General features: G+C 55.2%; 28 protein-coding genes and 2 tRNA genes. 10 read left to right on the plus strand and 20 right to left on the minus strand.

Annotated elements, in window-relative coordinates; genetic code table 11:
• Positions 1-43 precede the first annotated feature (43 nt).
• Complete coding sequence (gene cbl / locus JY391_RS08955; RefSeq protein ID WP_211935600.1) at positions 44-994, plus strand: HTH-type transcriptional regulator Cbl; 951 nt, start codon at positions 44-46, stop codon at positions 992-994.
• Positions 995-1,031: 37 nt separating this feature from the next.
• Here cbl and JY391_RS08960 read toward each other — a convergent pair.
• A tRNA-Asn gene (locus JY391_RS08960) sits at positions 1,032-1,107 on the minus strand.
• Between the two features lie 100 nt (positions 1,108-1,207).
• Complete coding sequence (gene mtfA, locus JY391_RS08965) at positions 1,208-2,005, minus strand: DgsA anti-repressor MtfA (protein ID WP_042284095.1); 798 nt, start codon at positions 2,003-2,005, stop codon at positions 1,208-1,210.
• Positions 2,006-2,098: 93 nt separating this feature from the next.
• Between mtfA and JY391_RS08970 the strand changes: the two genes are divergently transcribed.
• Positions 2,099-2,188, plus strand: a tRNA-Ser gene (locus JY391_RS08970).
• A gap of 203 nt (positions 2,189-2,391) precedes the next feature.
• Here JY391_RS08970 and ompC read toward each other — a convergent pair.
• On the minus strand, positions 2,392-3,564 hold the full coding sequence (gene ompC, locus JY391_RS08975; RefSeq protein ID WP_211935601.1) for a porin OmpC: 1,173 nt from the start codon (positions 3,562-3,564) through the stop codon (positions 2,392-2,394).
• A gap of 651 nt (positions 3,565-4,215) precedes the next feature.
• On the opposite strand from ompC, the gene drpB reads away from it, so the two are divergent.
• The 4 genes from drpB to JY391_RS08995 are packed head-to-tail and all read left to right on the plus strand — an operon-like array spanning position 4,216 to position 7,168.
• On the plus strand, positions 4,216-4,485 hold the full coding sequence (drpB, locus tag JY391_RS08980; RefSeq protein WP_082636905.1) for a cell division protein DrpB: 270 nt from the start codon (positions 4,216-4,218) through the stop codon (positions 4,483-4,485).
• A 52-nt stretch (positions 4,486-4,537) separates the two neighbouring features.
• A complete protein-coding gene (locus JY391_RS08985; protein WP_211935602.1) occupies positions 4,538-5,236 on the plus strand; it encodes a phosphohydrolase in 699 nt (232 codons plus the stop codon).
• Positions 5,237-5,286: 50 nt separating this feature from the next.
• A complete protein-coding gene (locus JY391_RS08990; RefSeq protein ID WP_211935603.1) occupies positions 5,287-6,720 on the plus strand; it encodes a DNA cytosine methyltransferase in 1,434 nt (477 codons plus the stop codon).
• The gene (locus tag JY391_RS08995; protein WP_042284083.1) at positions 6,701-7,168 is read left to right on the plus strand and encodes a very short patch repair endonuclease; all 468 of its coding nucleotides are present in this window, start codon (positions 6,701-6,703) and stop codon (positions 7,166-7,168) included. Before JY391_RS08990 ends, JY391_RS08995 begins: the two co-directional genes overlap by 20 nt.
• Here the strand turns inward: JY391_RS08995 and yedA are convergent.
• Complete coding sequence (yedA, locus tag JY391_RS09000; protein ID WP_211935604.1) at positions 7,160-8,080, minus strand: drug/metabolite exporter YedA; 921 nt, start codon at positions 8,078-8,080, stop codon at positions 7,160-7,162. The genes JY391_RS08995 and yedA overlap by 9 nt on opposite strands.
• 160 nt (positions 8,081-8,240) lie before the next feature.
• Between yedA and JY391_RS09005 the strand changes: the two genes are divergently transcribed.
• The 3 genes from JY391_RS09005 to dgcQ all read left to right on the plus strand — a co-directional run bounded on the left by JY391_RS09005 (position 8,241) and on the right by dgcQ (position 11,246).
• The gene (locus JY391_RS09005; RefSeq protein ID WP_508617249.1) at positions 8,241-9,167 is read left to right on the plus strand and encodes a DUF808 family protein; all 927 of its coding nucleotides are present in this window, start codon (positions 8,241-8,243) and stop codon (positions 9,165-9,167) included.
• A 77-nt stretch (positions 9,168-9,244) separates the two neighbouring features.
• On the plus strand, positions 9,245-9,430 hold the full coding sequence (locus JY391_RS09010) for a YodC family protein (RefSeq protein WP_042284069.1): 186 nt from the start codon (positions 9,245-9,247) through the stop codon (positions 9,428-9,430).
• Between the two features lie 121 nt (positions 9,431-9,551).
• A complete protein-coding gene (gene dgcQ / locus JY391_RS09015; RefSeq protein ID WP_211935606.1) occupies positions 9,552-11,246 on the plus strand; it encodes a cellulose biosynthesis regulator diguanylate cyclase DgcQ in 1,695 nt (564 codons plus the stop codon).
• Here dgcQ and JY391_RS09020 read toward each other — a convergent pair.
• A complete protein-coding gene (locus JY391_RS09020) occupies positions 11,243-12,058 on the minus strand; it encodes a mannosyl-3-phosphoglycerate phosphatase-related protein (protein ID WP_211935607.1) in 816 nt (271 codons plus the stop codon). The genes dgcQ and JY391_RS09020 overlap by 4 nt on opposite strands.
• Before the next feature lie 292 nt (positions 12,059-12,350).
• Entirely contained in the window at positions 12,351-12,578 is a 228-nt protein-coding gene (gene yodD / locus JY391_RS09025; RefSeq protein WP_042284746.1) for a YodD family peroxide/acid resistance protein, read from the minus strand.
• A gap of 130 nt (positions 12,579-12,708) precedes the next feature.
• Between yodD and dsrB the strand changes: the two genes are divergently transcribed.
• On the plus strand, positions 12,709-12,897 hold the full coding sequence (gene dsrB / locus JY391_RS09030) for a protein DsrB (protein WP_042284063.1): 189 nt from the start codon (positions 12,709-12,711) through the stop codon (positions 12,895-12,897).
• Between the two features lie 54 nt (positions 12,898-12,951).
• On the opposite strand, the gene rcsA is transcribed toward dsrB, so the two are convergent.
• The 14 genes from rcsA to fliF all read right to left on the minus strand — a co-directional run bounded on the left by rcsA (position 12,952) and on the right by fliF (position 24,449).
• Positions 12,952-13,575 (minus strand): transcriptional regulator RcsA, encoded by a 624-nt coding sequence (rcsA, locus tag JY391_RS09035; RefSeq protein ID WP_042284059.1) that lies wholly within the window; start codon positions 13,573-13,575, stop codon positions 12,952-12,954.
• Between the two features lie 279 nt (positions 13,576-13,854).
• Positions 13,855-14,649, minus strand: coding sequence for a flagellar biosynthetic protein FliR (gene fliR, locus JY391_RS09040; RefSeq protein WP_211935608.1), 795 nt, complete (start codon positions 14,647-14,649; stop codon positions 13,855-13,857).
• 5 nt (positions 14,650-14,654) lie between these two features.
• Positions 14,655-14,924 (minus strand): flagellar biosynthesis protein FliQ, encoded by a 270-nt coding sequence (gene fliQ / locus JY391_RS09045; RefSeq protein ID WP_042284053.1) that lies wholly within the window; start codon positions 14,922-14,924, stop codon positions 14,655-14,657.
• A 9-nt stretch (positions 14,925-14,933) separates the two neighbouring features.
• Positions 14,934-15,671 (minus strand): flagellar type III secretion system pore protein FliP, encoded by a 738-nt coding sequence (gene fliP / locus JY391_RS09050; protein ID WP_042284050.1) that lies wholly within the window; start codon positions 15,669-15,671, stop codon positions 14,934-14,936.
• Positions 15,671-16,045 carry a flagellar biosynthetic protein FliO gene (gene fliO, locus JY391_RS09055; RefSeq protein WP_060571434.1) on the minus strand — a complete coding sequence of 125 codons (375 nt, stop codon included), beginning with the start codon at positions 16,043-16,045 and terminating at the stop codon, positions 15,671-15,673. The genes fliP and fliO overlap by 1 nt, the downstream gene beginning before the upstream one ends.
• 2 nt (positions 16,046-16,047) lie before the next feature.
• Entirely contained in the window at positions 16,048-16,461 is a 414-nt protein-coding gene (gene fliN / locus JY391_RS09060; protein WP_042284046.1) for a flagellar motor switch protein FliN, read from the minus strand.
• Positions 16,458-17,462, minus strand: coding sequence for a flagellar motor switch protein FliM (gene fliM, locus JY391_RS09065; protein ID WP_042284043.1), 1,005 nt, complete (start codon positions 17,460-17,462; stop codon positions 16,458-16,460). The genes fliN and fliM overlap by 4 nt, the downstream gene beginning before the upstream one ends.
• A gap of 4 nt (positions 17,463-17,466) precedes the next feature.
• Complete coding sequence (gene fliL / locus JY391_RS09070) at positions 17,467-17,931, minus strand: flagellar basal body-associated protein FliL (RefSeq protein ID WP_211935609.1); 465 nt, start codon at positions 17,929-17,931, stop codon at positions 17,467-17,469.
• A 104-nt stretch (positions 17,932-18,035) separates the two neighbouring features.
• Positions 18,036-19,244 carry a flagellar hook length control protein FliK gene (fliK, locus tag JY391_RS09075; RefSeq protein WP_199956767.1) on the minus strand — a complete coding sequence of 403 codons (1,209 nt, stop codon included), beginning with the start codon at positions 19,242-19,244 and terminating at the stop codon, positions 18,036-18,038.
• Positions 19,241-19,684: a flagellar export protein FliJ gene (gene fliJ, locus JY391_RS09080; RefSeq protein ID WP_042284040.1), complete on the minus strand. Its 444-nt coding sequence runs from the start codon at positions 19,682-19,684 to the stop codon at positions 19,241-19,243. Before fliJ ends, fliK begins: the two co-directional genes overlap by 4 nt.
• A gap of 21 nt (positions 19,685-19,705) precedes the next feature.
• A complete protein-coding gene (gene fliI / locus JY391_RS09085) occupies positions 19,706-21,076 on the minus strand; it encodes a flagellar protein export ATPase FliI (RefSeq protein WP_042284039.1) in 1,371 nt (456 codons plus the stop codon).
• Positions 21,076-21,783, minus strand: a complete 708-nt coding sequence (gene fliH, locus JY391_RS09090) for a flagellar assembly protein FliH (protein ID WP_211935610.1) — start codon at positions 21,781-21,783, stop codon at positions 21,076-21,078. Before fliH ends, fliI begins: the two co-directional genes overlap by 1 nt.
• Complete coding sequence (gene fliG, locus JY391_RS09095; RefSeq protein ID WP_042284037.1) at positions 21,776-22,774, minus strand: flagellar motor switch protein FliG; 999 nt, start codon at positions 22,772-22,774, stop codon at positions 21,776-21,778. The genes fliH and fliG overlap by 8 nt, the downstream gene beginning before the upstream one ends.
• A complete protein-coding gene (gene fliF, locus JY391_RS09100) occupies positions 22,767-24,449 on the minus strand; it encodes a flagellar basal-body MS-ring/collar protein FliF (protein ID WP_211935611.1) in 1,683 nt (560 codons plus the stop codon). Before fliF ends, fliG begins: the two co-directional genes overlap by 8 nt.
• Between the last annotated feature and the right edge of the window lie 168 nt (positions 24,450-24,617).

The following is a 24,617-nucleotide window of genomic DNA, read 5'->3' on the forward strand; positions in this document are numbered from 1 at the left end:
GACTTTAACAATAGCGTAATGTCTGATGTTTCCGGAGCAACACGTGAATTTCCAGCAGCTAAAAATTATTCGGGAGGCGGCCCGTCGGGATTTCAACCTGACCGACGTTGCCAATATGCTGTATACCTCGCAGTCAGGCGTCAGTCGACATATTCGGGAACTGGAGGATGAGTTAGGCATCGAAATTTTTATCCGCAGGGGAAAGCGTCTTCTAGGCATGACCGAACCGGGTAAGGCGCTGTTAGCGATCGCTGAGCGGATCCTTAATGAAGCCAGTAACGTCCGGCGTCTGGCGGATCTGTTTACCAACGACACGTCCGGTGTGCTTACTGTCGCCACAACCCATACCCAGGCGCGCTATAGTCTGCCAGACGTGATCAAAGCGTTCCGCGATATTTTTCCGGAAGTTCGTCTGGAGTTGATTCAGGGCACGCCACAGGAAATTGAAACCTTACTGCACAATGGTGAGGCGGACATTGGTATCGCCAGCGAGCGGCTGAGTACCGATCCGCTATTGGTCGCATTTCCGTGGTTTCGCTGGTATCACAGCCTACTCGTGCCTGTCGAACATCCGCTGACGCAGTCCTCTCCGCTCACGCTTGAGGCCATCGCACAGTGGCCGTTGATTACTTACCGTCAGGGCATTACCGGGCGTTCGCGTATTGATGAGGCGTTCGCACGTAAGGGATTGCTGACGGATATCGTGCTTAGCGCGCAGGATTCCGACGTAATTAAAACCTACGTCGCACTGGGGTTGGGCATAGGTCTCGTGGCTGAACAGTCCAGCGGCGTGCGGGAAGAGGGGACGTTGGTGCGCCTGGATACCCGGCATCTCTTCGACGCGAATACCGTTTGGCTGGGGTTGAAACGCGGGCAGTTACAGCGCAATTACGTCTGGCGATTTATTGAGTTATGTAACGCGGGCCTGTCGGTTGAGGAGATTAAACGGCAGGTGATGGAACCGGACGAGGTAGTGATTGATTACCAGATATAAAGCAAAAAGCCCGCTAAAAAGCGGGCTTCTTTAAATCTGGCTCCTCTGACTGGACTCGAACCAGTGACATACGGATTAACAGTCCGCCGTTCTACCGACTGAACTACAGAGGAATCGTGTGAACGAGGCGCATAATACTGGCCACACTACAGCGTGTCAACTGTAAAATTAACACGCTTTTTCAATTGGTTAATTAATCCTCAAAACAATGAATTAATGAACCTGCGAAGGTGGAGGCGCGTCCTCTTCCTGGCTGTCGCGTAGCCGTTGCAGCGGGTCCTGCTGATAGAACTGGCAAAACCGTTGCCAGAGTGCAGGGAAGCGTGGGGCGAAAAGCTCCGGCGCGCTGAAAAAGTACTCCGACAAAACAGCAAAACACTCGGCGGGATCGCTCGCTGCGTAAGCGTCGATGCTTGATGCTGTTTCGCCCACCAGATCAATTTCATCCTGAATATTGTTCATTGCCGCGTGCAGGTCATGCTCCCAACTGGCCACTTCGCGCAGTGGGATGAGCGGAATGCCACTGGCGCGATCGCCGTTACGCATGTCCAGCTTGTGCGCCACTTCGTGAATGATCAAATTGAAACCGGAAGCATCGAAGGAGTCCTGAATATCCAGCCAGTTCAGGATAATCGGCCCTTGCTGCCAGCTTTGTCCAGACTGCACGACCCGCTGGTTATGCACCAGACCAATGTCGTCTTCCCATTCATCATCGACGACAAACGGAGCAGGGTAGATGAGCACCTCATGGAAACCATCGAGCCATTCGATCCCCAATTCCAGCACCGGAAGACAAAAAAGCAGGGCAATACGCGCGCTTTTCAATGCGTCGAGTTCGAATCCCTGAAGTGCGACCAGCCTTTTTTGCTGTAAGAATCGTTCCGCCAGCGCGATCAGTCTGGCTTGTTCCTGCGCGGTTAGGGTCATCAGCAAGGGGATAGCGAGGGCTTCCTCCCACTGAGCGGACGCATTTTGCGCGTTATCTTGTGCTTTCCAGGGCCACTTTATCATCGTTTTGCTCGCAAACTCGTCACTTGAACAAAATTGAAGGGACAGGGTCTGTTAAAATGCCAAATTACCTGGCATCATGGCAACCATCAAAACGGAGAGATGCCGGAGCGGCTGAACGGACCGGTCTCGAAAACCGGAGTAGGGGCAACTCTACCGGGGGTTCAAATCCCCCTCTCTCCGCCACTATTCAAGCACTTACCCCACCCGCTGTCAGTGACGCAACTCTCGTTGAGCAAAATGAATTGACGAACTCACGTTTTTTACGCCTTGATGTGCGTCATGTTTTTCTACCGTGTCTGGACAATTTCGGACATATCAAAGACGTGAGACTGGTATAGCAGGCAACAAAAAGCCCGCCAGAGGCGGGCTTGGGTGAGACGGTGGGATTAGAACTGATACACTAAACCCACTGCAACGATATCATCGGTTGCGATACCGTTATCCGCGTAGAAGTTATCGTCTTCGTCCAGCAGGTTGATTTTGTAGTCAACGTAGGTGGACATGTTTTTGTTGAAGTAGTAAGTCATACCCACGTCAACGTATTTCACCAGATCTTTGTCGACATAGCGCCAGTGACCACGATGAATATCCTGGCCGCCTAAGTCGACGCCTTTAGATTGCAGGTACGCGATAGACGGACGCAGACCGAAGTCGAACTGATACTGTGCGACAACTTCGATGTTTTGGGTCTTGTTAGCGATGCCGCCTTCAAAATCTTCACCACTTCCGTAAGAAGTCATATTGCGGGTTTCTGCATACATGGCTGCCAGATAAACGTTGTTAGCATCGTATTTCGCGCCAACGGTCCAGGCTTCAGCCGTTTCGCCGCCAGCATATTTGTTAGCCTGACTGCGATCGCCATAACCGCGACGAACCTGATTATCGGTACGATCGGAAGTAGAGTAAGCAGCCCCCAGGCTCAGCCCGAAGTCAAAGTCGTAAGACGCGGACATACCGAAACCGTCGCCATTCTCACGTGCCAGTTTACGTTTGCCGCCATTACCTGTGCCTTCACCTGAACCCGGGTTTTCATTGTTACCCTGATACTGCAGCGCAAAATTCAGACCGTCTACCTGTCCAAAGAAACCGTTATTACGGTAGGTGGCAACGCCATTGGTACGTCCGGTCATGTAGACATCGGTCTGCGACCAGGTATCACCGCCGAACTCCGGCAGCATATCGGTCCATGCTTCAACGTCGTAAACCACACCGTAATTGCGACCGTAGTCGAAGGTGCCATTCTGACCGAAGCCTAAACCCGCGAAACCCAGACGGGTCCAGGAGTTAGCGCCTTCGCCTTCAGTGGTATTTGCCTGGATATTGTATTCCCACTGACCGAAGCCCGTTAACATGTCGTTAATCTGCGTTTCGCCTTTGAAGCCTAAACGCGCATAAGACATATCGCCGTCGTTACCCGTGTCATCAGAGAAATAGTGCAGACCATCAACTTTGCCGTACAGGTCCAGTTTATTGCCGTCTTTATTATAGATTTCCGCTGCATTTGCTGCGCCCGCAACCAATAATGCCGGGACAAGCATTGCCAATACTTTTCTTTTCATTATGTATTCCCTTATGATAATAACCATCATGAATAAGTGCTTTTTTCACGAAAGCACATTTGGATACTATTCTAAAGAGTTCATTTTATTTTAAATATTACATGTAACAAATGTATTTAAAATATTTCAATATGTGTCTAACAGGGAATTTAAAATTCATTATATATGAGTCGATTACAATGTATTCATGATTGTTATCTATTTATATCAGATAGTTATTGGTTTTTGAGGTTGATTTTTACAATGAATGTTTTATGCCTTCTCAAACACGACGCTTCAGGGGATAAGCATAAAAAAAACCGACATAAATGCCGGTTGTAAATGAGGGGGTAAATAAATGATAAAAAGGCTAATAACCTAAGGATAATGCCATGTTTGATCTAAAGTGAAAAGGGAGGGGATAAAGCACGATTATTATTATTGTCATCAATGTATTCACTCGGAATAAACCTGACAAAAGCGGTAAAATAGGGTTGATATGCGAGATTTTCAGGCGCATGGGTAATTTGCGCCGGATCAAAACATATGCAAAATAAATGGTTGGTTTTTAGACAATCACCTCCACGCCCGCATAATGTGACTATACTCACAAACAGTTAAGTGAAATTTTTTCTGCATCAGATCACAAAACTGGAGATTTCTTTGAGTCGTCTGGAAGTAAACGCAAGCCGTAGCCTGGGGGGCAAACTGGCGCTGTGGGTATTTTATGTCTTTTGCCTCTATTTCATCTGGGCAATGTTGCATTATGTATGGGTTATCAGTCATGTCGAATCTGCTCCGGTTGCCGGATTCGACAGCAGCCCCGGTTCAACCAGCGGGAAATGGCTGGGGGCGTTGCTCGGCTTTGTAGTGCTAAGCGTCGTGGGTGCCATTCTCGGCGCTATCGCCTGGTATACGCGCCCACGCACCTCGTCAGAGTGAACGCGGCGCTAAAAATTGCTACTGTAGCGGTTTCAAACGCACGGGAGGCAATGTGGATCTTCAGCACTGGCAGTCACAATTTGAAGCGTGGTTAGTGAACCACCATAACCAACAGGACGCCGCCCACGATATCTTCCATTTCCGCCGGGTCTGGGCGACTTCTCGTCAGCTCAGTCGTGGGCTGGCTGTGGATGAACTCGTGGTACTGACGGCCTGTTATTTTCATGACATTGTCAGTCTTGCTAAAAATCATCCTGAACGCCACCGCTCGTCTGTCCTTGCTGCCGCTGAAGCGCGCCGTATTCTTATTCATGACTTTCCCGGCTTCCCGGCATCACGGTTAGCGGGGGTTTGTCACGCCATTGAAGCCCATAGCTTCAGCGCCAATATAGCCCCTGTTACCCTGGAAGCGAAAATCGTACAGGACGCCGACCGGCTTGAAGCGCTGGGGGCGATTGGCCTGGCGCGTGTCTTCGCCGTTTCGGGTTCGTTAGGCGCGGCGCTGTTCGATGCGGAAGATCCGCTTGCCCGGCGGCGAGCGCTCAACGATAAACAGTTCGCGCTCGATCACTTCCAGACCAAACTGCTGGCGCTGCCCAACACCATGCAAACCGCCCGGGGGAGGGAACTGGCGCGACACAACGCAGATTTCCTGGTGACCTACATGGCGAAGCTCAGCGCCGAGCTGAAAGGCGAGTATGCGTCGCTGGACGCCACGGTGATTGCGGCGTTTAGCCCCAACCACGCGTGACGCCAAATTTATGTTACTCTCACATCACTCTTTTTTGGCCGGTTAAAGATATGCAGCACACTCTCTCAGTAGCGGACTCGCTGATTCCTGCGACAGACAATAGCGCGGAGTCGATACAGGCGATGCTGGCGAAGTTAATGGAAATCTATGATGTCAAAACGCTGGTGGCGCAGCTGAACGGGGTTGGCGAACACCACTGGAGTCCGGCCATCTTAAAGCGTGCGGTGGCGAACGCCTCGGTCTGGCACCGGCTGAGTGAACGTGAAGCGGCGCATTTGCGTACGTTGCTTCCCGCGCCGCCAGCGCATCATCCCCATTATGCTTTTCGCTTTATCGATCTTTTTGCGGGCATAGGCGGGATCCGCCGCGGGTTTGAAGCGATCGGCGGGCAGTGTGTTTTTACCAGCGAATGGAATAAACATGCGGTACGCACGTATAAAGCTAACTACTACTGCGACCCGGACAGCCATCACTTTAATGAAGATATCCGCGATGTCACGCTGAGCCACCGCGAAGGCGTGAATGACGCTCAGGCGGCAGAGCACATTCGCCAGCATGTGCCGGAACACGATGTACTCCTGGCGGGCTTCCCCTGTCAGCCGTTTTCTCTGGCTGGCGTGTCGAAGAAGAATGCGCTCGGTCGCGCTCACGGTTTCGCCTGCGATACGCAGGGCACGCTGTTCTTTGATGTCGTGCGCATCATTGACGCGCGGCGTCCGCCGATCTTTGTGCTGGAAAACGTGAAAAACCTGAAAAGCCACGATCAGGGTAAAACGTTCCGCATCATTATGCAGACGCTTGACGAGCTGGGTTATGACGTGGCGGATGCAGAGGACAATGGCCCTGACGATCCGAAGATCATTGATGGCAAACATTTTCTGCCTCAGCACCGCGAACGCATTGTGCTGGTTGGGTTTCGCCGCGAACTCAACCTCAAGGGCGATTTTACCCTGCGGGACATCACCACGCGTTATCCGCAGCGGCGTATCACCCTTGGCGAACTTCTTGAACCTGTCGTTGAGGCGAAATATGTTCTGACGCCTGTGCTGTGGAAGTATCTCTACCGCTATGCGAAAAAACATCAGGCGAAGGGGAACGGTTTTGGTTATGGCATGGTATACCCGACCAACCCGGACAGCGTCACGCGAACGCTGTCCGCTCGTTACTACAAAGACGGCGCGGAAATTCTGATCGATCGCGGCTGGGATATGGCGAAAGGCGAAGCCCATTTCGACGATCCGCAAAACCAGCAGCATCGTCCGCGTCGCTTAACGCCCAGAGAGTGCGCTCGGCTGATGGGCTTTGAATCGCCGCAGGGATACCAGTTCCGCATTCCGGTTTCCGATACCCAGGCCTATCGTCAGTTTGGCAACTCGGTCATCGTGCCGGCCTTTGCCGCGGTGGCGAGCCTGCTGGAGGAGAAAATCAAAGCCGCTGTCGCCCTGCGTCAGCAAGGGATGGCCAGTGGCGGACGTTCACGATAAGGCCACGCGCAGTAAAAACATGCGGGCCATAGCGACCCGCGATACCGCTATTGAAAAACGTCTTGCCGCGCTGCTGACGGAACAGGGGATCGCCTATCGCGTGCAGGATGCCGGGCTGCCGGGGCGGCCTGACTTTGTGATCGACGATTATCGCTGCGTCATTTTCACCCACGGCTGCTTCTGGCATCAGCACCACTGCTATCTGTTTAAGGTGCCGGCGACGCGGACCGCGTTCTGGCTGGAAAAAATTGGCAAAAACGTAGAGCGCGATCGTCGTGATGTTCAGCGTCTAAAGGCGCTCGGCTGGCGGGTATTGGTGGTCTGGGAGTGCGCCCTGCGCGGGCGGGAAAAACTCAGCGACGCCGCTCTGTCCGAACGTCTTGAAGAGTGGATCTGCGGGGATGGCGCCCCCGCGCAGATCGACACGCAGGGAATACACCTACTGTAGCGTTTTATCTTTTACCGTCGTTGCCACAACCGGTTTAGCCGGGAACAGATATTTACCCAGCGTTACCAGCACGACCGCAAAGACGATAACCCCCAGCGCCAGCCATTCAATCGGCGCCAGACGTTCGCCGCCAAGTCCGGTGCCCAGCAATACCGCCACCACCGGGTTCACATAGGCATAGCTGGTTGCCAGCGCCGGGCTGACGTTGCGGATAAGATACATGTAGGCGTTAATCGCGATGATTGACCCAAACACCGCCAGGTAACCGACGGCGAAGAAGCCGGAAAGCGAGGGCAGCACGGTAAGCTTTTCACCGCTAAGAAACGACGCGCACATCAGCACCACGCCAGCGGCCAGCATTTCAATGGCGCCCGCCATCATGCCCACCGGTAGCGTAATACGCGAGCCGTAAACGGAGCCGAACGCCCAGCTAATGGAGCCAATCAAAATCAACATCGCCCCCCACGGATTACCGCTTAAATTGCCGCCGCTGTTAAGCATGACAATCCCCGCCAGACCAATCGCAATCCCCATCCACTCGAGCTTACGGGTCCTGATGCCGAAGAAATGGCTGAAACACAGGGTGAACAACGGGACTGTCGCCACGACTACGGCGGCGATACCCGAAGGGACATTCTGATGTTCAGCCACGGTAACCAGTCCGTTGCCGACGGCTAACAGGAGAATGCCAATCAGCGCGGCGTTGAGCAGGGGCCGTAGCGGCGGGAGCTTATGTCCCCGAAGCAGTAAAAAGGCGGTTAACAGCACGCCAGCGGCCAGGAAGCGCACGCCGGCCATCATCAGCGGCGGCCAGCTCTCCACGCCGATACGGATAACGAAATACGTGGAACCCCAAATGATATACAGGGCGAATAACGCACTGAAAAGCGGTAACAACTGCCGAAAACGCATAATCCCTCACGGGCGAAAGAGTCAGAATCAATAGAGTAAACGCGAAAATACCTGCCTGGCGAGCACTATACTCGCAGCATGTTGTTAAATAAATGTTGACGAGCAACATCTGTTTCCGCTCTGCGTGTTTTACTCCATACTTAATGCTTCAAGAAGAAAAATCGAGGGACTTATTTTGGCAGGAAGTAGTTTACTGACGTTACTTGATGATATCGCCACGCTGCTTGACGATATCTCTATGATGGGAAAACTGGCCGCAAAAAAAACCGCGGGCGTACTGGGCGACGATCTGTCGCTTAACGCCCAGCAGGTCACTGGCGTCAGAGCGAACCGCGAGCTGCCGGTGGTCTGGAGCGTGGCGAAAGGCTCATTTATCAACAAAGTGATTCTGGTGCCGCTGGCGCTGCTGATTAGCGCCTTCATCCCCTGGGCGATCACCCCTTTGCTGATGATCGGCGGCGCTTTCCTGTGCTTTGAAGGGGTAGAGAAGGTGCTTCATACCCTTGAGTCACGCAAACACAAGGAAGATCCGGCTGAGCGTAAGAAGCGGCTGGAAGCGTTGGCGGCGCAGGATCCACTGGCCTTTGAGAAGGATAAAATCAAAGGCGCGATCCGAACCGATTTTATCCTGTCGGCTGAAATTGTAGCGATTACGCTTGGGATCGTGGCTGACGCGCCGTTGCTGAATCAGGTGCTGGTACTTTCCGGCATCGCGTTAGTGGTGACGGTGGGCGTTTATGGCCTGGTGGGGATCATCGTTAAGCTGGACGATATGGGCTACTGGCTGGCAGAAAAATCCAGCGCGCTGGCGCGGGCGGTCGGGAAAGGGCTGCTGATTGTCGCGCCGTGGCTGATGAAATCGCTGTCGGTGATTGGCACGCTGGCCATGTTCCTGGTCGGGGGCGGCATTGTGGTGCATGGCGTCGCGCCGTTGCATCACGCCATTGAACATGTTGCCAGCCAGCAGAGTGCCGCGATAGCGCTAATGTTGCCAACGTTGGCGAACCTGGTGCTGGGCTTTATTATCGGCGCCATTGTGGTTGCGTTGGTGAAGATGGTGGCAAAAGTGCGTGGCGTCGCGCACTAAATATCTTCTGTCCAACCAGGCAAAACTCGCCATTCTCGTCTAAGGTGAAAAAGTTTCACATGATACAGGAGGCAGGTATGCACTTTTTGGTCAGTGATGAAGTTACCGTGAAAGAGGGCGGACCACGCATGATTGTCACCGGGTATTCCAGCGGAATGGTGGAGTGTCGGTGGTATGACGGCTTCGGCGTTAAGCGGGAGGCATTCCATGAGAATGAGCTGGTTCCCGGTGACGCAAGGCGCCAGCGTGAAAATGCCAGATAATAAAACGCCCGGTGAATGCCGGGCGTTTTATTAGGCAGAAAAAAAGCATCGCGTCAGCGATACGTAACGTACTGAATTATGCCAGGATTAGGAAAGCAATTGCGAGTAGGGAGTGGTCAGCGTGCCGCACGAAACAACGATCGAAAACTGGGGCTGGCTGAAAATGTTAGCGCGGCGATTCGGGCCCGGTCACGTCGTCAACCTCTGTTTTCTGATCGTGATGATTTTTTCCACTCTGCTGACCTGGCGGGAAGTGGTCGTACTGGAAGAAGCCTATATTTCCAGCCAGCGCAATCACCTGGAGAATGTCGCCAACGGGCTGGATAAGCAACTGCAGTATAACGTCGATAAACTGCTTTTTCTGCGTAACGGTATGCAGGAAGCGCTGGCAATGCCGCTTGACTTTCCCGCGCTCCGGGACGCCGTCTCTCGTTTCGAACAGCAAAGGCATTCGCGATTCTGGCAGCTTGAACTGGATAAGCGTCGAACCTTGCCGCTGAACGGCGTGTCTGACTCCTTTGTTAACCAAACCCACATCCTTTCCCGTGACAGCGACACGCTGGATAATGAGCTGACCGCCGCGCTGGAGGTGGGGTATTTGTTGCGTTTAGCCCAGACCCGTTCTTCACTGACGCAGCAGGCGATGTACGTCTCCCGCGCCGGGTTTTATGTTTCCACCCAACCCTCCGCCCTCTCCAGCGAAATTACCGCCCGCTATTATGATTATGTCATCCAGCCGTGGTTTAAAGAGCAGTCGCAGCGGCAGAACCGGATGCGCGGGGTACGCTGGTACACCGGCCAGACCACGCAGTTGCGCGATGAGCTGCAACGGGTCACCGTCAGCGTTCCGCTGGATAACGGTCAGTACTGGTATGGCGTGCTGGCGATGACGATCCCCGTCTCCTCGGTGGAACGGTTTATGGAAGACGCCATCGACAAGGATGTGGAAGGGGAATACCAGCTGTATGACAGTAAATTGAAGATGCTGGCGGCATCGACGCCGGCATTGCGCAACATCAACACCTTTGACGCGCGTGAGCAGGCGACGCTTGCCCACGAGATTGAACAGGACACCGAAGGCGGCTTGCGAATGGGAAGCCGCTACATCAGCTGGCAGCGGCTGGATCACTTCGACGGCGTGCTGGTCCGCGTTCATACGCTCAGTGAAGGGGTGCAGGGAGACTTCGGCAGTATCAGTATTGCGCTGGCCCTGCTGTGGGCGCTGTTTACCAGTATGTTAATCATCTCGTGGATTGTCATCCGCCACATGGTGAGCAACATGTTTGTGTTGCAAAGCTCGCTACAGTGGCAGGCCTGGCACGACACGCTTACCCGTTTGTACAACCGTGGCGCATTGTTTGAAAAAGCCCGCCAACTGGTACAGCGCTGCCGGGCGCAAAAGCAGTCGCTGTCGGTGATTCAAATCGATCTTGATCACTTTAAAAGCATTAATGACCGGTTTGGCCACCAGGCGGGCGATCGGGTGCTGGCTCACGCCGCGAGCTTAATCAGCGGCACTCTGCGGGCGAACGACGTCGCCGGGCGCGTCGGGGGAGAGGAGTTCTGTGTGGTACTCCCGGACACGACGCTGGCGCAGGCGGAACGTATCGCAGAGCGGATCCGCCTGCGCCTGAATGAAAAAGAGCTACTGATAGCGAAAAGCACCACGCTGCGGATCAGCGCCTCGCTGGGGGTGAGTGGCACGCAGGAAACCCATGAATACGATTTTGAACAGCTGCAGTCGCTGGCCGATCGCAGGTTATACCTGGCGAAACAGGCTGGCCGCAACCGGGTTTGTGCGAGCGAGAGGGGCTAGTCAGGGGTAAACAGATGCGACATGCCTTCACTCCAGCCTGCCGGACCTTCTGAACGGGTGCGGTAGACGTAGGGCGAAGCCTGATCGGGTAACACCACCCCTTCGCGGCTCAGTCCTTTCACCACCACGGCGTAATTCATGACCTTAAGCAGTGGCGCATCGTTTGGGCCATCACCCAGGCCGACAGTAACAGGGCGTTGCCCCCACTGGCGCTGGTAACGTGCGATTAACCCGTTTGCCGCCTGATCTTTTCCCGCGCTGGCGTCAAGTATGTGCCAGAAGCGTGCGCCGTGAACAAACTGCAACCCCAACGCGTTTAGCTGTTGGCTGAACGCCGCCATGCGCGCATCGCTGTCACGCCAGATCAGGGTGACAGAGGCTTCATGCAGGCGGCTTAAGCTGGCCTGGGCGTGAGGCAGACCTGTCCATTCGCTAATGGTCGCCTCATCGACATCGTCGAAGGTTGTGAATTTATACTGTCCTTTTTCGCGAAGCTTATTGAGCACCGCGCTAACTTCATCGTGCGGCACGCCGCTCATCAGACGCGGAGAGTCAGATTCAGTTTGCCAGCGACTGTCATATTCAATGACGGCGCCGTTTTCGGCAATCAGCGGAAGGCCGTGCAGATTGAGTGATTTCTGGATGTAAAGCATTTCTGCGGCGGTTTTGCTGCTACATAGAATGACGGGAATCTCGTGCTCACGCAGACGGGCGAGCCAGCCAGCGGCAGGTTGCCAGTCATAGGTTTGATTGTCCAGTAACGTGCCATCCAGATCGGTAAAAACCAGCACCGGATCGTTCAGTGAAAGCATAATGATTTCCCGTGTTGTAAAAAGCTATTACCAGGAAAAATCCTAAAGCCAGGAGGCGTAGTCCCCGCTGAAGACGGGATCGGTCCCGTCGCCATGAGGCCTGCAGCCGTGTTCACCTTAACCATTAGTAGTATTAATCATTCATCGCAAAAATATTTGCTTGTCATACAAAAAAATTGCAGATAAGGTTTAACGCACATCAGATTTCCTGGTGTAACGAATTTTCAAGTGCTTCTTGCATAAGCAAGTTTCATCCCGACCCAACTGGGTCGGGATTTTTTTCCTCTGTGGGTTAGCGGTTGATTTCCGTCACGCTGAAATCGTGTATATCCAGCTCAAAGGCTTCCGCTAATTCATGCCATGTATGGTATTCACGCCCATCAACGCTGACCTTTTCCGGATCGCTTCCACTGCGATGAATTTCGCTCTCACTGATTTCATTGATTGCGGCCAGCAGCGCGTCGACATCGACGCTGACTTCGCGTTTCGCGGTATCGCTGTAGTCTTTTGCGGTCTTCATCATTAACCTCTCCCGTTAGCGTGCTTCAGCCTAAGTATAGACCGTTGAGAAAAGCCGCAATCGCGCCGGGTGAACGCTGCCAGGAATGGATTTTTGTTCTACACTGGCACAAAGCCACAGGAGGAGAAAAATGAACGTAAATGATCGGGTTACAGTCAAGACGGATGGCGGTCCTCGTCGTCCTGGCGTGGTACTGGCGGTAGAGGAGTTTAACGAAGGCACAATGTACCTGGTATCGCTGGAAGACTACCCGCTCGGCATCTGGTTCTTCAATGAGTCGGGGCACCAGGACGGCATTTTTGTGGAAAAGGCGGAATAGGGCGGCAACGGGGATGTTATCCCGGCTGGTGGACGCCCCACCAGTCGGGAGGTCTTAGCGCATGTTAACAAATATGCCGTTGGTCACGTTATCGGTCAGGCGAACAACATGATAGATAACTTGTTTGTTATGCGTTTTTATCTTTCGTTTTATATTCCCCTTATGGGAGGAGACGGTTTTCGCTTTGATGTTCATCCGATCCGAAATTTGAATCGTTCCTTGTCCTTCCATCCACATGCGTAACATGCTTGATTCCGTTCGACTCAACGATAACGTTGGTAAATTTATTACGCTGGCAGTATCGGTCTCTTTTTTCAGAATATCGCCAAGAAGATCGTCCAGTGATTGGGGTTTTATAGATTTAGAACTGATCAATAAGTTTTTTCTGACTAATAAATATTCATCAAAATGGACATTAGCAATGGCCATGAAAACAATAAATAACGTATTGGGATGCTGATTAATGATTTGCTTTATATGTTGACTGTCGTCAGGATCGTGGATGAAACAGTCCTCATTAATAAACACCACAGAAGGTCGGTGGGTCTCACACGCGATGTCGAGTTCGTCAACGGTCTCGATGTCGTTGATTTCCCTTTTTTTCACCCCTCTGCTTACAAGATACCCGGTCAAACCCAGCCGGGTGTAACTGCATAAATCCATAATAATCGTTGACATGGCATACCCTCACTCAATGCGTAACGATAATTCCCCTTACCCGAATATCTCATCACAACTTAACGGAACGTAACTTTCACCCAACGAGACGCTAATGCGATTTCCAGGCGGACTTACTATCCCGTAAAGTTACGTATAATTTGCCTGGAATTGTCTTAAAGTAAAGTAAATGTTGCGTTATGTGAGTGAGATAAAAACAAATAACGCGCGTCAGAGTTATCCTGGTAGATGTTTTTGACGGGTCAATTTAGGATAATCCTTAGGATAACTGGATAAACATTATGGAATATTATTTGCGGGTAATTCACTAACGATATCAGCTAATAAATTGAAAATTTCACTAAATAAATGTTCGCAAAAAGGGGCGATAAGCGGCATTAAGGCCGCAATTACTGTCATACCGACCGTCAAGGTTAACGGGAAACCAATAACAAATACTGATAGCTGAGGCGCCATTCGATTCAATAATCCTAGCGCCAGGTTCAGCGTTAATAACATCGTGATCACCGGCAGCGCCAGCATTAAGCCGTTCAGAAAGATCAGACCGCCCGCTCTGGCAAGCGCCAGAAACGCATTGCTGTTAACCGGGTTGCCGCCGATGGGCAGGGTATGGAACGTATCGACCATCAGTGAAATCAGCCACAGATGACCGTTAAACGTTAAAAACAGCAGCATCGCCAGCATATCAATGATGCGGGCCAGCACCGGCATGTTGAGATGACTGCCTGGATCGACAAAGGTGGCGAAGGATAAACCCATTTGCAGACCAATGATCTCCCCGGCAGTCCGCACCGCCGCGAAGGCAAACTGCATGGTGAAGCCCAGCGCGATGCCGATCAGAATTTGTTGCATCGCTATCCATAAGGCGTCAAACGAAAAAATCGGCACGTTATGTGTTGGAAGCGACGGCGCGATCACCACGGTAATGAGGAGCCCCAGTCCCAGCTTAATCCGTTTTGGGATCGCGCGTTCGCTGAGTATGGGGGCGGTAGAGATCAGCGCCAGCACGCGCAGCAGCGGCCAAAAATACAGGTTAAGCCACTGAAGCCATTGATCGCTGGTTACCTGCAGCATCCCTGTTATCCGATGATATATGGCAGGTTAGTGAACAGCGTACGCACGTAATCCAGCAGCAGGTTCAGCATCCAGGGGCCAGCGATAATGATGGCGGCAAACACCGCCACAATTTTCGGAATAAACGACAGCGTCATTTCGTTAATCTGCGTGGCGGCCTGCAATATGCTGATGATCAGACCCGTCACCAGCGCGACCAGCAGCAGCGGGGCAGCAAGCGCCAGGGCAACCTTCATCGCCTCGGTGCCAATCATCATGACCGATTCAGGTGTCATTTCTGGCCTCTAACTGTAAAAGCTTTGCGCAAGCGAGCCGACCAGCAGTTGCCAGCCGTCGACCAGCACAAACAACATGAGTTTAAACGGCAGGGCGATAGTGGCAGGCGGAACCATCATCATCCCGAGCGCCATCAGCACGCTGGCGATAACCAGATCGATGATCAAAAATGGAATGAAAATGGTAAAGCCGATCTGAAAAGCGGTTTTCAGCTCGCTGGTGACATAAGCGGGCAGCAGAATACGCATCGGAACCGCTTCCGGTCCCTGTAACGGCCCGCTGTTCGCCAGACGCGCAAACAGGGCGAGATCGGCTTCGCGGGTCTGGCGCATCATAAACTCGCGCAGCGGCTGCGCCCCTTTTTCCAGCGCTTCCTGCATGGATATTTTTTCTTCGCTGAACGGCTGATAGGCGTCAACGTAGATTTTATCGATCACTGGCGACATGATGAAAAAGGTCAGAAACAGCGCCAGCCCGAGCAGAACCTGGTTGGGTGGGGCAGACGGCGTGCCGAGCGCGTTACGCAGCAGGCCGAAAACGATGATGATGCGGGTAAAGCTGGTCATCATCAGCAAAATCGCCGGAATAAAGGTCAGTGAGGTGATAAACACCAGCGTCTGAACGGAAAGCGACCAGCTCTGGCCGCCGCCGGGCAACGGCTGAGTGACCAGACCGGGCAGTTGCGCCAGCGCGGCTGGGCTGAAAAGCCATAAACCGGCAAGCGTAAGGGACAACAAACGGCGCATCAGGATCTCCCGGAACGCTTTAACAAATTCGCCATCAGGCTGTGAAAGTTTTCAGGCGTGGAAGAGGTCTCTTCAGGCACGACGGGGGACGGCGGCAGGGTGTGCAGCACGTTGATTTGTGATGCGGTGACGCCGAGCACCAGACGCGCGTCCTCTACGTCGACAATCACCACCCGCTCACGGGGACCCAGTGAGGTGCTGGCCGACACTTTCAGCCCGCGCGTGTTGCCGCTTTTGGGCGCAAGGCCCAGACGTTTAATGACCCAGGCGGCCGCCAGAATCAGCACAATAATTCCCAGCAACGCGCCGCTGACCTGAAGCAAAGGGGAGCCGGGAACCGCGGAGGGCTGTTGAACGGAAGCCTGGGTTTGCATGTTTAGCGGCTCAGGCGACGCATACGTTCAGACGGCGTAATGATGTCGGTAATGCGCACGCCGTACTTGTCGGCGACGACCACAACTTCGCCCTGGGCGATCAGATAACCGTTGATCAGAATGTCCAGCGGCTCGCCTGCCAGACCGTCCAGCGCGACCACGGAACCTTGCGTCAGGCGCAACAGTTCTTTGATGGTCATACGTGTGCGGCCTAATTCCACGGTCAGTTTAACCGGGATATCCATAATCAGATCGATATCCTGCAGCGTGCCGCTGACGTCGCCACCGCCTAGCTGCTGGAACACCGCGTCCGCCGGGCTTTTCGCCGTCGTCGTTTTTTGCTCGTTTAACGCGTCAGCCCACAGATCGTCCAATGCGCCAGTGTTCTCATCAGACGGATTATTCATGTCACTCATTTGGGCTGTTCCTCATTCAGCGAATTCAAAATCGGGTTAATCAGATGTTCTACGCGTAACGCGTACTGACCGTTAACAGTGCCATACTGGCTGGTCAGGACAGGCACACCGTCCACATGAGCAATAATGCGGTCTGGTTTTTCAATCGGCAGCACATCGCCGGGTTGCAGTTTTAAAATCTGCGAAAGACGCAGCGGAATGTCGGCGAAATTCGCTACCAGCTCCAGCTCGGAATGCTGAACCTGACGCACCAGGTTGTCGCGCCAGTTCTGATCCTCATGGCGGGAGTTTTCCAGCGGCGGGTTGACCAACAGTTCGCGCAGCGGTTCGATCATGCTGAACGGCAGGCAGATGTTGAATTCGCCGGTCAGGTTGCCAATTTCGACGTGGAACGGCGTGTTCACCACGATATCGTTCGGTGAGGTGGTGATATTGGTAAACTTCACCTGCATCTCGGAACGCACATACTCGACTTCCAGCGGATTAATCGCTTTCCACGCGTCGCTGTAGCCTTCAAGCGCCAGTTTCAGCATGCGGTTGATCACCCGCTGCTCGGTATGCGTGAACTCACGGCCTTCCACTTTGGTCGGGAAACGACCGTCGCCGCCGAACAGGTTATCGACGGCGATAAACACCAGACTCGGCGAAAAAACCACCAGACCCGTTCCACGCAGCGGCTTCAGGTGGATCAGGTTGAGGTTGGTGGGCACCGGCAGGTTGCGCGCAAATTCATGGTACGGCTGAATGCGGATCGCCCCGACGGTAATATCCGGGCTACGTCGCAGCAGGTTAAACAGCCCCATCCGGAACTGGCGCGCGAAACGCTCGTTGATGATCTCCAGCGCCTGAAGACGCTCGCGTACCACGCGACGCTGGGTATTCGGATCGTAGGGACGAATATCGCTTTCACCCGCGATCCCTGCTTTCGGTTCGTCTTTCGTTTCGCTGTCGCCGTTGAGCAGCGCATCGATTTCAGCCTGAGAGAGAATACTGTCGCCCATGTCGTTACCGCAGAATGAAAGCTGTGTACAGCACGTCGGTCACGTCCTGTTTAGGTTGTCCGGCAACAAGCGGAGGGGAAAGCGTCTCTTTAATCGCCGCGATCAGCTTTTGTTTACCGTCTTCGGTAGACAGCGCTGCGGCATCCTGACGTGAGAACAGCAGCAGCAGGCGGCTACGGACTTCCGGTAAATATTCGTTAAGACGCGCGCGCGTCGCCTCATCTTTCAGACGCAGCGTCACGCCGATATACAACACGCGATCGGCATCACCGAGATTCACCGTAAAAGTGTCGAGGGCAAAAAAGACCGGCGCAGGCGGAGGCGGCGGTTCGTTCGCCGCGGTTGTCGGCTTCTGCTGCATACGCCAATAGCTATAACCCGCGGTGGCGCAGGCGGCGAGGGTAATGATTACCAGCAGTGGGATCCAAATTGAGCGCTTGCTCTTTTTGTTAAGTGCGGAATCAGTCATCTGATACGGGCTTCCTGTTTCGGTACAGCTTATGGGCTGATTATCCCGTGTCCTGACCACGGCAAAGCGTGGAAAAGACGCGGATAATCGTGCTACCTCTGGCGTTAGGCGAAGATATCGACGGCGCCATTACCGCGCGCGGCAGACTGCAGCGAGGCCGGAACCGCCAGTTCGCTCTCATCATCGCCCAGCGCCAGCGCCTGTCCCGGTGTACGAGATGCATGCTGCTGCGAGGAAGAGTGCTGCTGACCGGCGAAGCTTTCGCTGCTGATGTTGCTTTGGCCCAGTTGGATCCCGCTTTCCGCCAGTTGGGTGCGCAGAACCGGCAGGGCGGCTTCCAGCGCGGCGCGAACGTGGCTGTGCGCGGAAACCATCTGCAACTGCGCGTGGTTATCATCCAGCTTAAGCGAGATCTGCACCTGGCCCAGATCTTCAGGATGCAAACGTAACTCCGCGCTCTGCTGACCCTGGCGGGTGAACAGCGTGATGTGCTGGCTCAGCGATTGCTGCCATTCGTGGCTGCCGAGCGGGGCGCTCAGCACTGGCGCGGGGCTGCCAGGCTGCGCTGCTTGCGGAGTGGATGGCGCGTTGGCGCTCATTGCCAGACCCGGCGCGACGGGCGTCGGCGTGCTCTCTGCATCAACATGAGCCGTTGCGCCACCCGTTACGACTGGCGCGGCAACCGCCTGGCTTTTGGCGTTATCCGCCGCTATGCCCGGTATTGCAGCCTCTTTTTTAGCGTCTTTTAGCGTATCGCCGTCGAAAGGAGTGGCACGCTCTTGCGACAGAGAACGGGGATCTACCCGCAGGGATGTCCCTGGTGCGCTGAGCTGCGCATCTGTCGGGGCGGTGGTGAATCCGGGCTGGCCGGGCAGCATCGCGAACAGCGCGCTCAGGCTGGCGAGATCGTCGTCGCTGAGTGCGCTTTTCTTCTCATCTTTTTGTTCTGCCTGACTCAGGACGGCCAGCGCGCTGGTTTTCTGCGACGGCGACAGGGCCGAAAACAGCGCTCCGGCGTCGTTTAGCCCTTTGAGCGACTCATCGGTTTGCGCATCTTTGGCGGCGAGGAGCGCCGTCAACTTATCGCGCGGCAACGCGTCGCCGTCCTGCGCCAGCAGCGCTTTCTGCAGTTTGCCGCCCGCAGCCCGCAGGTCGGCAAGCGTAAGCGGCGCGCCCTGACCCTGCGTGTCGCCAGCGCCAAGCGCGCCCGCCAGCAGAGCCAGGAAATCCTGCGCAGAATCCGCCGCTTTCCCGGACGGCAAGCCGGTGGTCAGATCGGTGTCGGTGGTGACCAGTTGGGGCAAGGTGATCATTCGGGTTTCCTCATTGCTGCACGCTGAGCAAATTCATCCATTTTTTTCTGATCCAGGCGGTTTTCAGCCAGTAGCGCCGCCGCGTTTTGTCTGTCCTGCAACGTCTGCCAGGCCTGCAGGCGTTGCTTTTTTTCCCGCCAGTTGTTCAGCGCCACGTCGACCTTTTGCGTCCATTGCGTTAACTGCTGACGGTGCTGTTCAACGGCTTTTTCCAGCGTCTGAATAAACTGCTGGTAGTTGATCCAGCGATTACTGGCGATCCCCTGGCTCATGTCGTTATTCAGGTTGCTGCGATACTCATTCTGGTAGTCAATCAGCATCTTGAGTTGTTCTTCCGCCTGCTGAAATCCGCGACGCATTTCCCCTAACAGTTGGGCAGCGTCATCGACCTCTTTTTCAGCGAGATCTTTGAGTGTTGCCAGCGCACCGTGTTCTGCCATGACGCATCTCCTCCTGCGTTATCATCCCGCCGGGAAAAGTAGATCCAGCGCCTGCAGGGAATCCTCCCAGTCGGCCCGTTCAAAAATACCTTGCTGAAGAAACGCCTCCAGCTGTGGCCAGAGTGCGATCGCTTTGTCGAGCATCGGGTCGCTGCCCTTAGCGTAAGCCCCGACGCTAACGAGATCGCGGTTACGCTGGAAGCTCGACAATAACTGCTTAAACTGGCGTACTTTGGCGTAATGCTGCTCGCTAATCAGCGCCGTCATGGCGCGGCTGATGGAGGCTTCGATATCGATAGCAGGGTAGTGTCCGGCTTCCGCCAGCCGCCGCGACAGCACAATGTGTCCGTCAAGGATTGCACGCGCCGAGTCGGCAATCGGATCCTGCTGGTCGTCGCCTTCGGTCAGTACCGTATAAAACGCAGTGATCGAACCGCCGCCGTGGATACCATTGCCCGCGCGTTCCACCAGCGCAGGCAGCTTGGCGAATACCGATGGCGGATAGCCTTTGGTCGCGGGCGGTTCGCCTATTGCCAGCGCGATTTCACGCTGCGCCATCGCATAACGGGTCAGGGAGTCCATGATCAGCAGAACATGCTGACCCCGGTCGCGAAAGTCCTCTGCGATCCGGGTGGCATAGGCGGCGCCCTGCATCCGCAGTAGCGGCGACACGTCCGCCGGCGCGGCAATGACCACCGAACGCGCGCGTCCGTCTGCGCCAAGAATGTTTTCGATAAAATCTTTTACTTCGCGGCCACGTTCGCCGATTAACCCGACCACGATCACATCGGCGCGGGTATAACGCGCCATCATGCCGAGCAGCACGCTTTTACCGACGCCGGAACCGGCAAACAGGCCCATACGCTGGCCGCGTCCGACGGTTAACAGCGCGTTGATAGGACGCACGCCGGTATCCAGAACATGCTCAATCGGCGTGCGCTGTAGCGGGTTAAACGGCGCGGTGATCAGCGCGCCGGTTTCGGTGGTGTCGGGGGAGGGCAGACCATCGAGCGGCTTACCGCTGCCGTCCAGCACGCGACCCAGCAGCGCCGGACCAAGCGGTAACTGTTTGCCGCTCTGCAGTCCCTCTCCGGCAATGTTCCTGGCGTAAACGCGCGCGCCGGGCAGAATGCCTTCGACCTCTTCAAGCGGCATCAGAAACAGGCGTTGGCCGTTAAAGCCGACGACTTCACTTTCCACTTCATGGGTTTCGGTCCCTTCCTGACGTTCAATAACGCAGGTGGCGCCCAGCGGAAGCTGCAGACCGGTCGCCTCCAGCACCAGTCCGGTGGCGCGTGTCAGCCGGCCATAACGGCGCACTGCCGGAAGCTGCGCCATTTTGGCTTCGAAATTATCCAGCGTCGTCAGCCAGCGGGTGAGACGGGTCGTCATCAGACAACTCCCGGCGCAGCCAGGCGGCAAAGTTCCTGCCAGCGGGTGGCGACGCTGGCGTCCAGATCGCCTTCATCCGCAGAAACCTTGCAGCCGCCATGATGCAGCGTCGGATCGCCGCGTAGCCGCCAGCCGTGGAGGCTGAGGGTTGCGCCGAGCATCTCTTCCACGCGCTGCAAATCATCCGGATGCACGCGAAGCTGCGGTTTGCCGCTGAACAACGGTTCCTGCTGCAACAGGTGTTGAATTTGTTTAATCAACGCCGAATTGTCTACGGCTGGCGTCTGTCCGATCACCTGGCGGGCGGCTTCCAGCGCCATCTGCATCAGACGTGACGCAATGACGCTGTCCAGCGCATCCAGCGTATTCTGAAACTCATTGACCAGTTGTTGCATCCGCGCGTGAAGGGGCGCCTGCTGACTGCGTGCCTGCGCCTGTCCCTGTTCCAGACCTTGCGCCAGACCCTCCTGGTAGCCCTGCTCATGACCCGCTTTGCGGCCTTCCGCAAGGCCGGCGTTATACCCCTGTTCATGCGCCTGGATCTTTAGTTGCGCCAGCTGCTGTTCAAGCTGTTGTTCCGCGCTCAGTTCCAGTTCGCCGCCGTCTTCAGACGGCAGTGCTTCGCAGTGATCCACGGGCGTAAGCTCCGCCAGCGGCGGGGCGAGGTCGTCTGGCGTCCAGACTTTCCACGGCAGCGCATCAGACATAGGTATCCTCGCCGCTGCCGATCACCATTTCGCCGGTTTCCGCCAGACGACGCACAATAAGCAGAATCGCTTTCTGTTCGTTCTCCACCTGCGACAGACGCACCGGACCACGGTTGGCCAGGTCGTCGCGCAGGATATCGGCGGCGCGCTGGGACATGTTGCGCAGGAACTTCTCGCGCAGCGGCTGCTCCGCGCCTTTCAGGGCGATCAGCAGCGACTCGGAATCCACTTCCTGCAGCAGGCGCTGAATGCTGCGGTCGTCCACATCCACCAGGTTTTCGAACAGGAACATCTCGTCGATAATTTTTTGCGCCAGCTCGCCGTCGAATTCACGCACGGCGGTAATGACAGCCTCTTCCTGCTGCGTTTTCATCAGGTTGATGATTTCCGCCGCCGTTCTTACGCCGCCCATTTTGCTGCGTTTGAGGTTCTGGCCGTCGAGCAGACCATTGAGCACTTCGGTCAATTCCGCCAGCGCGGCAGGCTGGACGCCGCCAAAAGTGGCGATACGCAACATCACATCGTGGCGCAGGCGTTCGTCGAACAGCGCCAGAATGTCGGCGGCCTGGCCGCGTTTGAGGTGCACGAGAATGGTGGCGATAATCTGCGGGTGTTCGTCGCGGATAAGATCGGCGGCGCTTTGCGGCTCCATAAAGTTGAGCGTCTCAATGCCGCTGGCGGTATCGCGGGTTTCGAGAATATCTTCCAGCAGGCTCGCGGCGCGCTCTTCGCCCAGCGCTTTGACCAGCACGGAGCGCAGGTACTCGTTGGCGTTAATGTTGAGCGCCGCAAACTGCTCGGCCTCTTGCTCAAATTCCGCCAGCACTTCCGTAAGCTGCTGATTGGAGATTTGGCGAACGTTCGCCATCGCCGCGCTCAGGGTCTGTACTTCCCGTTGGGAGAGGTGCTTGAACACCTCAGCCGCGCGATCTTCGCCAATGGTCATCAGCAGGATGACGCTTTTATCGGTACCGGTAAGGGCATTACTCATGATCGTTACTCATCCACTGACGAATGACCAGCGCCACCACGCGCGGATCGTTATCTGACATTTCGCGAATACGTTGACTCATCACTTCCGCGCCCAGACGCTGGTTCGCGCGACGCTGCTGAGTCTGTTCATCCTTACTGAGACGAACTTCAACGGCTTCCTGCGTTTCCTGACGCAGTTGTTCACGTTCCTGAGCGGCTTTGGCCTCCTCAGCGCGACGCGTCAACAGTGGACGCACCGCTTTACGCCAGAGGATCCAGGCAACCAGCAGCACCAGCAGCCAGCGACCCGCCGACATTAACTGTTCGATAAAGACCTGTTGTTTCCAGAACGGCAGCTCGGCGCTGTCGTCATCGGTGGCGGTAAACGGTGAGTTAACGACGTTCAGGGTGTCGCCGCGTTTATCCGAGAAGCCCATTGCCTCGCGAGTCAGATCTTCCAGCTGTTTCATCTGTTCAGCGGTGAGCGGCAGCGGCTTGCCATCCGGCAGGGTTTTGTAATTCACGACCACCGCCACGGAAAGACGCTGGATGTCGCCGACGTTCATTTTGGTATGGCGAATGGTGCGGTCGACTTCGTAGTTACTGGTTTCGTTACGCTGGGTGCTGCGCGGCCCGGCGTTGGTATTGGTGGTCGTCTGCTGGGCGTTTTGCCCGTTTTGCGCATTCTGCTGATTAGCCGGCGGTGTGGTAATTGGCGCGGCGTTCGCTGGCGCAGGCTGGTTGGACAGCGCGCCCGGTACGCCGCCTGGCAGACCGGAACCGATTTGTTCGCTTTCATTCACCTGACGTGAACGCAGCACCGCCTGCGACGCGTCGCCGTTTGGACGGTACTGCTCTTCCGTCTGTTCTTTATTGGCGAAGTCCAGTTGCGCGGTCACCTGTGCGTGGACATTACCGTTACCGACGATCGGCGAGAGGATCGATTCGATGCGGCGCTGAATACGGCCTTCCACGTCGCTGGCGTATTTCAATTGCGCGTCGTTGAGGTCGCGTCCGCTGGTGTTCGACTGGGTAAGCAAATGCCCGCCCTGATCGACCAGCGTTACGTTACCCGGCGGCAGCCCGGCGACAGCGCTGGAAACCAGATGCACCACCGCGCTGATTTGCCCTTCGTCCAGGGCGCGGCCCGGTTCCAGATTCACCGTGACGGAGGCGGAAGGGGATTTTTGTTCACGCACGAACAGCGACGGTTTGGGCATCGCCAGATGTACGCGGGCGCGCTTGACCGGACCGAGGGTTTCGATGGTGCGCGCCAGTTCGCCTTCCAGCGCGCGCTGGTAGTTCACCTGCTCGCTGAACTGGCTGATGCCGAATTTTTCCTGATCCAACAGTTCAAAGCCTACCGCGCCGCCTTTCGGCAGCCCTTGCTGAGCCAGACGCAGGCGCAATTCATGCACTTTATCCGCCGGAACTTCGATCGCGCCGCTGCCTTCCGTAAAACGGTAGGGGATATTCATCTGGGTTAGCTGGGTGACGATCGCGCCGCCGTCCTGATCGGACAAATTGCTGAACAACGTGCGATAGTCCGGCGACTTCGCCCAGAGTACCATCGCCACGATAATCGCGACGGCGGCGGAGCCAGCGACAATCAAAGGAATTTTAGGGTTCGCGCGCAGGCGATTAAGCCACTCGAGAGGTTTAGGTTGGGTTGCAGCCGATGCAGTCGCGTTCATCTCGCACCTCGTGACTGTTCGTGGACGGCTTTATTTGCAAAGTGGAACAAGACTCACTCCCGGGTCAGCAAAATCGAAAAATTGACGGTCTCATTATTTGTGCTTTCGTTTTTTTCTATGCGGCAAAAACCGTGGTTTTTTAGCGTTATTTAACGCCTTTATCTTATT

The organism is Citrobacter sedlakii, from assembly GCF_018128425.1.
Taxonomy (GTDB): domain Bacteria; phylum Pseudomonadota; class Gammaproteobacteria; order Enterobacterales; family Enterobacteriaceae; genus Citrobacter_A; species Citrobacter_A sedlakii.